The sequence below is a fragment of the Acidicapsa borealis genome, assembly GCF_059115245.1.
Window position 1 is genome coordinate 5420861 of sequence record NZ_JCACNY010000001.1, and the last position, 13642, is coordinate 5434502.

10 protein-coding genes are annotated in these 13642 nt (G+C 59.8%); 5 read left to right on the forward strand and 5 right to left on the reverse strand.

Going from position 1 to position 13642, the window contains the following annotated elements; all coding sequences use genetic code 11:
• Positions 1-7: 7 nt before the first annotated feature.
• Positions 8-1573, reverse strand: a complete 1566-nt coding sequence (gene murJ / locus AC5S27_RS22185) for a murein biosynthesis integral membrane protein MurJ (protein ID WP_493936735.1) — start codon at positions 1571-1573, stop codon at positions 8-10.
• A gap of 207 nt (positions 1574-1780) precedes the next feature.
• Here murJ and AC5S27_RS22190 point away from each other — a divergent pair, with 207 nt between their 5' ends.
• The 5 genes from AC5S27_RS22190 to AC5S27_RS22210 all read left to right on the forward strand — a co-directional run bounded on the left by AC5S27_RS22190 (position 1781) and on the right by AC5S27_RS22210 (position 8694).
• Complete coding sequence (locus tag AC5S27_RS22190) at positions 1781-2689, forward strand: LysR substrate-binding domain-containing protein (protein ID WP_493936736.1); 909 nt, start codon at positions 1781-1783, stop codon at positions 2687-2689.
• A gap of 67 nt (positions 2690-2756) precedes the next feature.
• Positions 2757-3746, forward strand: a complete 990-nt coding sequence (locus AC5S27_RS22195) for a YeiH family protein (protein ID WP_493936737.1) — start codon at positions 2757-2759, stop codon at positions 3744-3746.
• Positions 3747-3791: 45 nt separating this feature from the next.
• A complete protein-coding gene (locus AC5S27_RS22200; RefSeq protein ID WP_493936738.1) occupies positions 3792-6089 on the forward strand; it encodes a prolyl oligopeptidase family serine peptidase in 2298 nt (765 codons plus the stop codon).
• Positions 6055-7449, forward strand: a complete 1395-nt coding sequence (locus AC5S27_RS22205; RefSeq protein ID WP_493936739.1) for a sensor domain-containing phosphodiesterase — start codon at positions 6055-6057, stop codon at positions 7447-7449. Before AC5S27_RS22200 ends, AC5S27_RS22205 begins: the two co-directional genes overlap by 35 nt.
• A 168-nt stretch (positions 7450-7617) precedes the next feature.
• Positions 7618-8694, forward strand: a complete 1077-nt coding sequence (locus tag AC5S27_RS22210; protein WP_493936740.1) for a plasmid mobilization protein — start codon at positions 7618-7620, stop codon at positions 8692-8694.
• Between the two features lie 37 nt (positions 8695-8731).
• On the opposite strand, the gene AC5S27_RS22215 is transcribed toward AC5S27_RS22210, so the two are convergent.
• The 4 genes from AC5S27_RS22215 to AC5S27_RS22230 all read right to left on the reverse strand — a co-directional run bounded on the left by AC5S27_RS22215 (position 8732) and on the right by AC5S27_RS22230 (position 13552).
• Entirely contained in the window at positions 8732-9664 is a 933-nt protein-coding gene (locus AC5S27_RS22215; protein ID WP_493936741.1) for a hypothetical protein, read from the reverse strand.
• 459 nt (positions 9665-10123) lie between these two features.
• Positions 10124-11101 (reverse strand): hypothetical protein, encoded by a 978-nt coding sequence (locus tag AC5S27_RS22220; protein ID WP_493936742.1) that lies wholly within the window; start codon positions 11099-11101, stop codon positions 10124-10126.
• A gap of 36 nt (positions 11102-11137) precedes the next feature.
• Complete coding sequence (locus tag AC5S27_RS22225; RefSeq protein WP_493936743.1) at positions 11138-12442, reverse strand: polysaccharide biosynthesis protein; 1305 nt, start codon at positions 12440-12442, stop codon at positions 11138-11140.
• A gap of 3 nt (positions 12443-12445) precedes the next feature.
• Complete coding sequence (locus AC5S27_RS22230) at positions 12446-13552, reverse strand: acyltransferase family protein (RefSeq protein WP_493936744.1); 1107 nt, start codon at positions 13550-13552, stop codon at positions 12446-12448.
• Between the last annotated feature and the right edge of the window lie 90 nt (positions 13553-13642).

A 13642-nucleotide genomic window follows, 5' to 3' on the forward strand; every position in this document is an offset into this window, starting at 1 on the left:
TTTTGGGTTAGCGAATGCCTAGCTTTTTCATCGTGGCCTTGGGAAGGGCTGATCCCAGCTTTCCAAGAAGCCATCCTGCGACGAGCAGCCACAACGCCGACCCGAGCATGAGCTGAGCGAGATCAATCCAGCGAGTCTGGCTATGGATCAAGTGTGCTGAGGCAGCGACGGCTCCCCAGACGACCGCGCCTGCGGCGACACCGGCGACGAGGCAGCGTCCGAGTTCGGCGTAGTCTAGGCTGGCCAGCGAAACCATCCTGCGCTTATGCAGCAGAATGGCCAGCGTTAAGGTCTGGAGAGCGATGCCGATGTCGGAGGCGATCGCCAGCCCTGCCGTTCCCTGCCAGTGGTTGAAGCCAGCGTAGATCGGCAGCGAGACGACGGTGATCACGGTCCCGGCGATCATCGGGACGATCGTATTCCCGGCAGCATAAAAAGCGCGCGCGTAGATGGCCTGCGCGGACCACAGACATAGAGCAATGGAAAAGATCGCGAAGTAGGCGGCCGTCTGAGCCGTGTCCGCCTGGGTGTATTTGCCGCCGCGCAGGACGAGATCGACCAGCGCAGGAGCAAGCGCGATCATGCCGCTCGCCGCCAGCAGGCCGAGCGCGGTCACGCGGGAAACCGAGTTGGCCACTTCGATCGCGAAATCGTATTTCTTCTCCTGCGCCCAGAGCCGCGCAAAGAACGGCATCGAAGCAGCTCCCGCGGCCTGGGCCAGTACCGCCATCGGCGCGGTGAAGAGCTGCTTGGCGTAGGTCATCACTGAGACGCCGCCGTCCGTAGCCGAGGCGAACCGCGAGATGATCCAGTTATCCGCTGTCACCAGCGAAACGCCGACCATCAGCGGTATCGACAGCCGCACCCACTCGCGCAATCCCTCGTCCTGCCAGTCCAGGATGGGCCGGTAGCGCGTGCCGACGCGATAAGCGCCCGCTGCATTGATGAGGAAGGGTCCAACAAAAGCTCCGGCAACCGTCCCGATCGCCAGCGACGAGACGCCGATGTGGCGAGCCAGCAAGACTCCCCCGACGATCGTACCGAGGTTGTAGATCAGCGGCGTGACCGCCTGCGCGTAGAACTGCTTGCGCACCAGCAGCACGGCTCCAAAGACGCCTCCGGCAAAGAAGCAGAGCTGCGCCGGCAGCAGAATACGCGTCAAGCGAATGCAGAGCGCGGCCTTCTCCGCGTCAAAGCTTGAATACATCGCGTGGACAAACCACGGCGCGGCAATCTCCGCCAGCAGAATGGCCCCGCCCAGGACCAGCGCCATGGTGGTCAGGATCACCGACAGCGAGCGCTCGCCCTGCGCCTCACGGCCAGTATCCCTGTAGCGGGTAAGGATCGTGACAAAAGTGATTGAAGCGGCGCCCCCGACCAGGAAGTAGGAGATCATATCGGGCAGGACGAAGGCGGCGTTGAGAGCGTCGGCCTCCATACCTCGGCCAAACATCACGGCGATATATTTCACCCGGACCAGTCCCATCACCCGGGAAAGCACCGCCGAAACCATCAGCAGCACCGTCGCCGTGTAGGTGGTGTGACTATGGGACGGGCGTAGAACGTTCAGCAATCGCGAAAAGCGAGATGGAAGTATTGGAGTAGTAGCAGCCTTGGGCGCTGGGGGAGCGGGAGCTGCAGGTGGCTCGAAGGGCAAACGTGCTGAAGGTATCTTGGCCACTGGGTTGATTTTACAGGGGCGTCGACTTCAAATTCAGGCAATGCGTGGCAAGCGAGATTCCCCTCAAGAATGAAAGACTGAAACGGAACGGGAGCGCGCATGCTGGAAAATTACCGGGTTCAGGTCTTTCGAGCAGTAGCGGAACTGGGCAGCTTTCGCCGCGCAGCGGACCGGCTGCACATCAGCCAGCCCTCGGTGAGCCAGCATGTGCAGTTGTTAGAAGAAGAACTGGGCGTTCGTCTGCTCGACCGCGCCGCTTCCGGCGTAACCGTGACGGCTGCGGGCGAAGTGGTCCTGGGCTTTGCGCGGCGCTCTGCGAAACTGGGCCAGCAGGTGGTAGCGGCGCTGGCGAAGCTCGAAGGCGAACCCGGCGGCGAGCTACGGCTGGCGGCATCGACCACGGTGGCGCAATATGTCCTGCCGCGCATTCTGGGGCCATTCCTGAAAGAAAACCCGCGGATCCACTTGACGGTAAAAAGTGGCAATACGGAGCAGGTAACCGGCTGGGTACTCGCCGCCGAGGCCGACCTGGGGCTGATCGAGGGACCGGCGGGGAGCAAGGACGTTGCGGTCGAACACTTTCTCGACGACCGGCTGGTGCTGATCGTGCCGCGCGGACATGCGTGGGCTGGGAAGATCGTCTCGCCTGCCGACCTGCCGTCGGCGGCGCTGCTGATGCGGGAGCGTGGCTCCGGCACCCGCCGCGTCATCGAGCTGGCGCTGAAGAAAGCCGGCGTGCGCCTTGGCAGCCTGCAGATAGCCATGGAGCTGGACTCGACCGAGGCCATCGTCTCCGGCGTCGAGGCCGGGTTGGGCGTCGGATTCGTCTCCGAATGGGCCATGCGCAAAGAGCTTCGGCTGGGAACGATAGCAACTGCAAGCGTTGAAGGAATCGAGATTCACCGTGCGTTTTCGCTGATACGGCCAGCCGGACCCGTTACGGCGGGGCCAGTGGCAGCCTTTCGCAGCTTCGCATTAAGCCACGGAGAGCAGAAAAATAGGCCATAAGTTTTACCTATCACACATCAGAATTCGATTCTGGATTTCCCTATCGCTGAAGCGCAGCATCAGAAGCATGAAACGCACGTTCTCCGTGAAAAACATCTTCTTTCTCTGCCTGTTGCTGGGAGCCACCGGGCTGGTATCACCGCCGGTCGCCCTGGCTGCAGGACTGGCCTTTGCCCTCCTTGTGGAACACCCGTTTGCGGCCGAGGCCCGCGCGCTGGCGCATCTGCTGCTGCAGGCTTCGGTCGTGCTGCTGGGCTTCAGCATGAATCTCGGCGCGGTACTCGCCGCTGGGCGCGCTGGCCTCGTGTATTCAGCGATTGGCATCTCCTGCACGCTGACGCTCGGCCTGCTGCTGGGCAGGCTGCTGCGCGTCGAACGCGTCAGCTCCACGCTCATCTCCGCCGGCACTGCCATCTGCGGAGGCAGCGCGATCGCCGCGCTTGGACCAGTTCTCGAAGCAGGCGAAGAAGCCATGGCTGTCTCGCTGGGCGCGGTCTTCGTGCTGAACTCCATCGCGCTGTTTCTCTTCCCCGCCCTCGGTCACTGGGTCGGGCTCACACAAGGGCAATTCGGCGTGTGGGCCGCACTGGCCATTCACGACACAAGTTCCGTCGTCGGCGCAGCAGCCAAGTTCGGCCCCGAGGCGCTGGCGATTGCTGTCCCGGTAAAGCTGGTGCGTGCGCTTTGGATTCTCCCGGTCTGTCTGGGCTTTGCCGCCATGCTTGGAGCGAAGGCCCGGCGCAATGGCGGAGTCGCCGCGAAGGCCAAGGTTCCGCTGCCCTGGTTCCTGCTGCTTTTCCTGCTCGCTGCCGTCGTCGCAACCTTCCTGCCGCAGTGGTGGCCGAGTGCGAATGACAGTGCGCATGCTCTCTTTAGGACGCTGACCACGCTCGGCAAATCCGGCCTTGCGGTGACGCTGTTCTTGATCGGCTCCACGCTGAATCGCCGAGCGCTGGCGCGGGTGGGAGTAAGGCCGCTGGTGCAGGCGGTGGCGCTGTGGATTGTGTCTGCATCGGCCTCCTTATGGGCGATTGAACGCGGATGGATTCGCCCTTGAATATCTCACTCCCTATGCGTGTATCGTTTGGGGATGGAGCTTTCGATGCGTCTTGTCGTTGCCGGTTTCTTTCTGTTGTCGGGGTCTGTCTTCATGTCTGCACAATCCACATCTTTGGTTCACGGCAAGGATCGCATTACGCTGCCTCCGCCGCCGGAGACGGAGAAAGTTCCAGTCGTCGATAACTACTTCGGCACGAAGATCACCGATGACTACCGCTGGCTCGAAGATGCCAAGAGCCCCGAGACACGAGCCTTTCTCGATGCGCAGATCGCCTACACAGATCGCTACCTGAAGCAGGCCAAAGTCAGACCAGAGCTCGCAGAAACCCTCGATGGTCTGATCCATGTCACAAGCTGGTCAACGCCCGTCCAACGCGGCGACAGCTTCTTCTTTTCGAAACGTCTGTCGAGCGAGGAGCAGAGCTCGATCTATGTGCGCCACGGCTGGGCTGCGCCTAAGACGACATCCCCGAAGACCGCAGATCTCGGCAAGGACATCCGCCTCGTAGACCCTGCCGTTTTGAGCCGCGACCCGAACCTTTCCGTGTCCATCGCGACTGTCTCGCACGACGGCAGCCTGTTGGCGTACGGCGTACGCCAGGGCGGCGCCGACGAGGTGGAGATTCACTTCCTCAACGTAAAGACGGGCAAGACGATGGACGACATGTTGCCCTCTGCGCGCTATAACTCTGTCGACCTCACGCCGGATTTGACCGGCGTCTACTACTCGGTCTTCACTCACAAGGGATCGCTGGTCTATCTGCACAAGTTCGGCACGCGCCCGAGCGCCGACGTGCTGCTCTTCGGCCGGGAATTCCGCAGCGAGCCGCTGGGCGAATTGGACCTGATCGGGGCCCATGTCACCGACGATGGCCGCTATCTTGAAGTGGTCATCACACGCGGCGTTCCGGCCAGGCGTGTCGATGTGGTCATTCGCGACCTGAAGAAGCCCGGCGCGCCCTTTGACGTGCTGATCTGGGGCTTCGATTCACGCTTTTCGACCATCTATGCCAACGGCGATTGGTACATACAGACCGACTACAAAGCACCCAACGGCCGCATCCTGAAAGCCTCTCCGGGCGTTGCCCCGGAGGCTTGGCAGACCATCGTTCCCGAAGGCAAAGACGTGATCGACGGAGCCAACATCGTAGGCGGAAAACTCTTCGTACACCGGCTCAAGGATGTGAAGTCAGAGACGACCATTTACTCGCTCGCGGGTAAGGTCGAGGGCACGCTGCCGTACGCGGGTATCGGCGATGGCTCAGGCCTCAGCGGAGAGGTCAAGGACCGCTACGGCTTCTACACGTTTCAATCATTCATTCAGCCCCCAACGATCTATCGCTATGACACCGCGACCGGCAAACAAGAGGTCTTCGCGCAACCGAAGACGCCCTTCGATGCCACCCAGTATGAGCTGAAGCAGGTCTTCTACAAATCAAAAGACGGCACGCGGATTCCCATGTTCATCGCCGGCAAAAAAGGCCTGAAGACAGACGGCACCGAGCGCTTGCTGATGACTGGCTACGGCGGCTTCAACCTGAGCGAGACGCCAGACTGGAATCCACTCTGGGCCGCTTGGATGGAGCAGGGCGGATGGTTCGCCCTGCCTAACCTGCGCGCCGGGGGAGAATATGGCGAGGCATGGCACCAGGCTGGCATGTTCGAAAAGAAGCAGAACGTCTTCGACGACTGGTATGCCGCCGCCGAATATCTGATTGCGAACAAGTACACCTCCCCGGAACACTTCGCCATCAGCGGACGATCCAATGGCGGCCTGCTTATGGGCGCATCCATGACCCAGCGGCCGGAGCTCTTCGGCGCCCTCTGGTGCGGCTATCCCCTGCTCGATATGCTGCGCTATCAGAAATTCCTCTTCGGCCGCCTGTGGACGACCGAATACGGCTCCGCGGAGAACGAAAAGGACTTCGCCTACCTGCGCAAGTATTCCCCCTACCAGAACGTGAAGGCAGGCACGAAGTATCCGGCCATCATGTTCTTCACCGGCGACAGTGATACTCGGGTGGACCCGCTGCATGCGCGCAAGATGACGCCCCTGATGCAGGCAGCAAGCACAAGCGGCCGGCCGGTCCTGCTGCACTACAGCCTCAAGGGCGGACACAGCGCCGGCGTTGCAGCGGCCCAGTTGATCGACGACTACGCCGATCAGCTTGCCTTCCTGTGGACGGAAACCGGCGCGGCTCCCGCCTCATCTCCAAAGTCATCGGCGGGTACTCACCTTCCGTACCGTAAAGCCCAAAGCCGGAGCTCCGATGAACAGAGTGCGAGAACTTTCGCCCGGAGCGCGGATGTCGCGAGTCCATACCAGGCCGCAGATCGTTGACGAAGCTACCGAACGGTTGCGCCTGGATGCGCTGCGGTCGCTGGAAATTCTGGACACTCCCGCCGAGCCCTGCTTCGACACACTCACCCGCATGGCCGCGACCGCCATGCATACGGAAACGGCTTCGCTCGCCTTTGTTGATGAAACACGCATATGGGCCAAGTCCACCTGCGGCGGCAAGCTGCGCGAGTTTCCACGTCATGAATCCTACGCCGAACAGGTGGTGAGCGAGGGCCGCGTGGTTGTCGTTCTGGATCTCGATGCGCCTTCTGATCGGCCATCGATCGCGGGATTGCATCGCGCTTTGGGGCTGCGCTTCTTTGCCGGGGTACCGGTGTGGTCAGCGGGAGGTCACGCCGTGGGTGCGCTTTGCGTGCGCGGGTATCAGCCGCGACCATTTGTAACGCCGGAGCAGATCAGTCTGCTGGAGCGCATTGCCGATCTGGTGACCGACCAGCTTGAGCTTCGCCAGATGCGGGTGCAGACGCAGCATGTTGTTGGGGACACCGCTGCCCTGGGGGTGGATTCCCTGCCTTGGGGAAGCGGTAGGTGGCCTCAGCCGTCGGATATTCGCGATGCTCTGAAGAAGAACCAGTTTGTGCTCTACTACCAGCCGGAGGTAGAGCTGGCCTCGCGCCAGATCGTCGGACTGGAGGCGCTGATTCGCTGGCAGCACCCGGAACGCGGGCTCATTCCGCCGATGGATTTCATTCCCCAGGCGGAGGAAAACGGGCTAATCCTGCCGATAGGCGATTGGGGACTGAGGGAGGCCTGTCGTCAGATGCAGCAATGGCAGGATCGCTATCCGGGTCTGGCTTCCCTGCGTGTATGTGTCAATCTCTCCGCGCGGCAGTTTTCCCGCGTCGGTCTGGCGGACCACGTCGAATCCCTGCTGATGCAGACCGGGCTCTCCGCGCATCAACTCGGCCTGGAGATGACCGAGTCCAGCCTGATCGCGAATACTGCTGCGACCGTGGGCGTCTTGGCCAGCCTGCGCCGTCTCGGCGTTTCCCTGCACATGGACGATTTCGGGACCGGCTACAGCTCGTTGAGCCACCTGCACCGCTTCCCCTTCGATGTCCTGAAGATCGACCGGTCCTTTGTCCATCGCATGGGCAGCGGCGAGCAGACCCTGCAGATCATCCAGACCATCCTTGAACTGGCCCGGGTGCTGGGCATGGACGTCGTAGCGGAAGGCATTGAGACCGAGGAACAGCTCTCCATGCTGCGGACTATGGGCTGCCGCTACGGACAGGGTTTCCTGTTTGCGCGACCGCTGCCGGCCGTTGAAATCGAAAAGATTCTGTGCGGGAATGGGCAGTGCAGTTCGGCGATGCCGGTGCTGATCGCCACGAGTTGATCGCCGTGCGCTGATCGCCATGCGCTGACTGCTGTTCGCTGACATGTGCATTGGCGAGCCGTTCCCACTTTTTCCCTGTCTGCCCGTTCCAGCCCTTTCTGGGAATTCGCTTCGTTTCTCGGAGAATTCGTCATCCATGCGCGTCGCTTTCCAGGCTAAGCTGCCCGTATGAGCCGAACCACCGCTGAAAACCGGGCTGCCGAGGAGAGCTTCGAGCGCCTGCTCGACCGCCTGACACTCGAAGGAATGCCCACCGAGCGCATGACTCACGATCGTCTGGCAAGCGACCGCGTTACACTCAGCTGCGAAAACAGCGGTCCACCGGGGCGGCGAGCTTCTACGATCTTGGCGAAGGCTTCGGCAGCAGCACCAAAGGCAGTCCGCAAAGCCAGCGAGCCCGTCGAGTTGAGCTACGAAAAGGCGCTACAGCGGCATAGCCGCAGGCAACCTGTGGAAGAGATCGATCTCGCCCTGCCCACCGCACCGGCCGCCGGGCTGATCTCTCCGGCCCCGGCAGCCTCTGCTCCTCGTTCCGCCCGAAGCAATGTGCGGCATACCGGGCGTTCCCCCGCCCCTGTTTCCGCAGTACCCGGGAAGCCGATACCAGGGAAGCTGCCGCCGAAGGATGTGGAGCAGGCAACATCCATACCGGGATCACAACCACGGCGGCCTCATGCTGGGAAGGCGACGAGGATACCAGCGGCCAGGGCAGGAGACAGCACCGAAGCAAGGGCCGGAATTCGGAAACGCCGCCCGGCAAGCCATCTCGCGACGCCAGCAAAGACGACGCAAACTCCCTCCGGCCGCGCCGTACCATCCCGCACGCGGCAACCTGCAAGAACAGCCACTACTGCGAAACGGCAACGCGTCGCGAGACCTTTAGAAAACGACGTGGTGGCTTTGAAATATTCCTCTGGAACTGGGCTGGAACCGATCGGAGAGCAGCGGCGCGCGATCATCTCTGTCAGGCTGAATGAAGATGAGTCCGACCGCTTGCGGCAGAGAGCTGCTGAGTCAGGAATTTCCGTCTCCGCCTACATGCGCTCCTGCGTGCTGGAAGCGGAACACCTGCGGACGCAGGTCAAGCGCGCCTTGACCGAATTACGCGCCAACTTGAGCCAGCCGGAGGTTGTCCACCTGGCTCCATCGCCCGTTTCCAGTCTCAACCACAGTTGGTTCCAAATTCTTTCCCGGAGCGCAGCTCTCATGCTTGCGCCTATTTTTTCGTTGCGCCACCGCGTTTGAGACGATCCGATACAGCCCTTGTTCGGGGTTGCGCGTATCAGCCGCGGCGATTGAAACGTCCGATCAGGCTGGAGATGTTCAGTATCAGACGAACCCTCCTCAATTCCCCCGGCGTATATGGATGAAGTGGCCCATCCGCCATCTGGAAGAAGTGTTTGTCGCCATTCCAAGGAGGAACACCCCCGAGCGCGGACCGTAGAAATTTCTTGCGCCACGGCTTTTGGGAGCCCACCGAGTGATACATTGTAAAACCGCCTGTGAGCCATCCCATGCCTTCGGGGCCGATCGGAGAGAGAGGCACCTTGGTGTACATAGCGGCGATGTTCAAGGCATCCTGGTCTGCGAAGTGAAACGTGTTTGATCGACCGCCGGTTTGAAACTTACTCTGATCCACGCCTGAATCGCGAGCAAGATCGTTCGCGGCCGCCCACGTGTCCAGAAACTCGCTATTCTGAGCTTCCACTCCCAAAAATCCGGCATTAAAGTACCTTTCCAATTGGTTCAAAGGTTTGCCCCAGCCGGCGCGTTCTGCGAGTTCCTCCCATTCAAGGCGGATTGGATGCGTTGAGGGCATCGTTCCCATGGTGTATTCCTGGCACAGACTGGCGCCGAACTTGATCCAACGCTGATAAAACGACCATGCGCAACGAACCGTGATATCGGGATCGAAATACCAAAGGCGATTCTTCGCAATTCCGTGATCGAAGAGGCTCTTCATGAAAAGCGGCTTGAAATGCGTGAAGTGGATTCCAGCGTCGAGGAGTTCAAATCCAAGCAAGGCATCGCCCAGTACGTAGAGGCCATCCTCGTTGCGGGGTAACCCTGCCAGCCAGGGCGGTAATTGGCCCCTGTAGCCGATCCAAAACAGGCCACGGAAACCACCACGCAGAATGGAATTGATAAGAACTGCGACACCGACGTGGTAATTTCCCTCGTACAGCGTGCAAATTACTTCGTTGTTGCCGACCATCGAGCGGACCTCCGCGGTCACCTTGAAAGGCGCCAATTGTAGTTACTTGGAACTGGGGCCACTTGAGATGGCCGGAGAGAGGAGATCAGATACTACCTCTTCAGTACGAGGAATCGTGAGATTTGGATGGGACAAGAAGTATGCACACGTCGATGCCGTGTGCGAAGGTTCCGGGTACTCCGCCGCGTCACGTTCGGCAGTGTCAAACGAAGCCGGTTATATTCAACTTCAGCGTAGCCAACAACCACCCAATTTCTCTGGTAATCGGCAGCTCGGATGGCAAAGGGCCTATGTTCCATCGACATTTTATACAGTCTGGACCGGTCTTGAAAGGTGACAGCGGAGTGATTCATGCCTGCGCACGGCATCTTGTCGCTTGCTCTGGCGGGTGCAGATGCCAAGGGTGCAAAGGGCGGAGTCGATGCTGCGTTCTCGATCGTCATTTCAGAAGAAGTTCCTCTAAGATCGGTGGTAGATTCTACCAATCATCGCGGCTAGTTGAGCCTGCCAGCGGAGCCAGGCGAGTCGTCCCGCCGAGTAAGGACGAAGCGGTCCTTCCGCGCATTGCAAAAAATGCTTGTCAGCATTCGATGGTGGATTGCCCTTCACAAGAGCCCCCAGGAAAGACTTGCGCCACGGCTTTTGCATGCCGACGGCGTGATACATCGTGAACCCACCGGACACCCAACCCATGCCCTCCGGACCGATGATGCTGAAAGGGACGGGCGCGTACATGGAAGCAATGTTCAGCGCATCCTGATCCACTGTGTAGAAGGTCTGCGAGCGATTGCCCCTCTGGAACTGGTTAAGCTTAACCCCGGCGGAATTCGCCAGCCGGATGGCCCGGGTCCAGCTATCAAGAAAGGCCCTCTGCTCGATTGCCATTCCAACAAATCCGCTATTGAAGTAGCGTTCGGGACGCCGCAGCGGTTCTCCCCAGTCGCCATCAGCGGCCAGCGCGATCCACTCGGCCCGAATCGGATGATTGGAGGCCATCGTACCTCCGTTGAGGTCCTGGCAAATACAGACGCCATGGCGGACCCACCGCTCATAGAAGTTCCACGCGCAACGCACGGTGATATCGGGATCGAAGTACCAGAGGTGCCGCCGCGCAATGCCGCGGTCAATCAGCGAGCGCATGAACTCCGGCTTGTACTGACCAAAGTGCCGGTTGCTCTGGATGGTTTCAAAGCTGAGCGTAGCTTCGCCCACCTGAAAAAGACCGTCTTCCCGCACTGGCAGTCTGGCTGCCCACGAAGGCAGGTTGCCGCGATGGCCCACACGGAAGAGGCCCTTGAATCCGCTGTGCACAAGAGAATTCATTAGCGTGGCAACGCCCGCTTGAAAATCCCCCTCAAACAGCGTGCAGATTACCTGCTCATGACAGGGCAATGGTTCCGCGTCGTGCGGCAGCTGCTCGATCGCCCCGGTCGTCATGCTTTTCTCCCAAGTACAATTTGCTTCCACAAAAAACTACTGCGCCGCAGCTTGCTCAATCTTCTGTGGACCATAGATGAATCCGTACACACCGCAGGCAGCCACGACCACAAGCGAAACTACAGCCGAAGCAATATTGAAGATCAACACATTGCGCACCGTGCTCAGATCGAACTTCCACAAGAACGCCGCCTGCACCAGCACGGTGCAGAGGATGTTGGAGAGATTATTCCACCAGTAGACGAACCGTCGAGCGGAATGCACGACCCACAGAAACCCGGTGACATAGCGGATGGCCGAACCCAGGATGACAAGTCCTACCTCCATGCGCAAGTTCCTGTACTTACTGCCGAGTATAAGCAGAAGCACATCCGGAAAGAGAAAAGCGAGCGCGGAGAACGCCATTGCGAAAAGCGTAACGATGAGGACGGCGAGCAGGTAAGTCCTCTTCAGACGAGCCGCCGGGAGCCGAGCGAAGAAAGGCTCCACTAGGATCGGATTCATCTGTGAGAAGACCACCAGGATCTGACTCAGACGGCTCAGCGCTCCAACGTCGGCCACACTCGAAGCGCTGTGGCCAAAGACTGTGATCAACATCAGAGTAACCTGACCCTGAATCGCGTAAAAGATAGTGCTGGGCATGTTCGGCATGGCCAGCCGGACGATGGCCTTTTCCTGTTGCGCTGAGGCCTCACCCTCGGTCTGGAGCAGCTGTTTGGCGCGGCGGAAATAGCTAGTGGCAATATAGATAATCTGCGCCACGTTGAGCAGGATACCGACGTAGATATTGACAGAGTGGCAGAGCCAGAAGATGACCAGCAAAGTCAGCGATCCGAGACTTCCAATAATTTGCACACGATAATAGTGGGCCCGGTCGCGGCGCAGGATCAGTACTGATCCATAGGAGGAACTCACCCGGGCGAACCACGCCGTCACCAGCAGAATCGCAGCCATCTGGCTTACAACGAGCGCGCCCCAGTGCTGCTTCTGCACCAGTGGTACGAAGACGATGACCGCGATGGGCGCAACGATGAGGTAGAGCTTGAGAGCGATACGGCGAATGGAGGCAACGTAGTTAGCAATCAGTTGCAGATTGTCGATCTGCTCGCCCACCAGCGGCGCGAGAGTACCTGAGATACCGATGTCCAACAGAACTGTCAGAGACCCCATATAGCCAAAGAGCACGGCGAACTTGGCATAGTCCGGCACCGGCAGCATGCGAACGCACAGCAGGCCATAAATCAGGTTGCCGGACATGGCGAGGCCCTGCTTCATCAGGAACTGAAATACCTGACGAAGCTTGGGCACAAAGAACGCCTTGGCTTTCTGAAGTTGGCTCATGAATTAGGGATGCGCCGGACTGGGTACGTAGCGATCCTTCCAGTTGAGAATTTTGGATTCCATCCCGTACCAGAGGGCATAGGCGACAGCAAGGCTGACGACGATGGACAACAGCGTCTGCGTAATCGCCGCGCCGTGGCGCGAGAGATCCCAGCTAAGCACCCAAGTATGGACCAGGGAGCTCAACGGGTAGTGGAAGAGATAGAGGCTATAGCTGACCATGCCGATAGAGCGCAGCCACCTGGCCCTCAGCGCGCGCAGCCACCATGCGCGCCCCCCAGATTTGCGCAGGATGGCGAATACGATCAGCGCAAGACTGGCGTCCGCCATGACCAGGGCCGCCGTGGAAAGCATCAGGCGGGAGCGGTCCCCGTGCAGATAAGTCCACAGGCCAATCGTACAGATTGGCACAACGATTGCGGCCGTATCGAAGGCGCGCTCGCGCCCAAGCCAGAGAGCAGGCTTCTCTCTGCGGCTGCGCATCAGCAGCGCAATCACGGAACCGTACCCAAGACCGTCCATGCGGCAGTAGAAGGTGTAGAGTTCGGGGGCGGCAGACGTGTGAAGATACCAGCGGAGCAGCGGCGCAGCGACAATCATGCCGATAAGAAGCACCGTGAACCAGCGGTGCGAAAAATAGCGGACGATGGGCGCCCAAACCGTGTAGTAAAGCTCCTCCACAGAGAGCGACCATAATACCACAAGTCCAAGCTGAACAGGAATCAGCATGGCGTGCGTATCCGCATTCGTGGTGAGGATATGCGGCTGCCCGACATATAGGCTCGTGTAATAGAAGATGTACTGCATCCAGAGATTGACCGTCCCTGGCTTACCCGCAATCAGCGAGGCAACAAAGTAGACAACGATGCCCAGGTAATACGGAGGAAAGATGCGCAGCGCACGCCGCTCGTAGAAGACCTTGAAGTAATGTTCCCTGGTACGGAGATTGAGCAGGATCCTGGTGATCAGAAAGCCAGAAAGGATAAAGAACAAGTCCACGCCGAGCCAGCCATTTTCCGAACCAGTCTGCGGCAGCCAACTCAGGTAGTGCCGCATGATGACCGCCATCACGGCAATCCCGCGCAAGCCATCCAGTTCCAGGATTCTCATTCGTCGGGTCTCCTAAGGACGCGTGTCGTGCGGATACTGGTAGTACAAATTCTTGCCAGGATGAAGAGCCTGTCGGGAGAACCTCGCCGA

Coding starts and splice junctions, on each gene's coding strand:
- AC5S27_RS22190 (WP_493936736.1), top strand. CDS start 1,781: ATGCTGGAAAATTACCGGGTTCAGGTCTTTCGAGCAGTAGCGGAACTG.
- AC5S27_RS22195 (WP_493936737.1), top strand. CDS start 2,757: ATGAAACGCACGTTCTCCGTGAAAAACATCTTCTTTCTCTGCCTGTTG.
- AC5S27_RS22200 (WP_493936738.1), top strand. CDS start 3,792: ATGCGTCTTGTCGTTGCCGGTTTCTTTCTGTTGTCGGGGTCTGTCTTC.
- AC5S27_RS22205 (WP_493936739.1), top strand. CDS start 6,055: ATGTCGCGAGTCCATACCAGGCCGCAGATCGTTGACGAAGCTACCGAA.
- AC5S27_RS22210 (WP_493936740.1), top strand. CDS start 7,618: ATGAGCCGAACCACCGCTGAAAACCGGGCTGCCGAGGAGAGCTTCGAG.
- AC5S27_RS22215 (WP_493936741.1), bottom strand. CDS start 9,664: ATGGTCGGCAACAACGAAGTAATTTGCACGCTGTACGAGGGAAATTAC.
- AC5S27_RS22220 (WP_493936742.1), bottom strand. CDS start 11,101: ATGACGACCGGGGCGATCGAGCAGCTGCCGCACGACGCGGAACCATTG.
- AC5S27_RS22225 (WP_493936743.1), bottom strand. CDS start 12,442: ATGAGCCAACTTCAGAAAGCCAAGGCGTTCTTTGTGCCCAAGCTTCGT.
- AC5S27_RS22230 (WP_493936744.1), bottom strand. CDS start 13,552: ATGAGAATCCTGGAACTGGATGGCTTGCGCGGGATTGCCGTGATGGCG.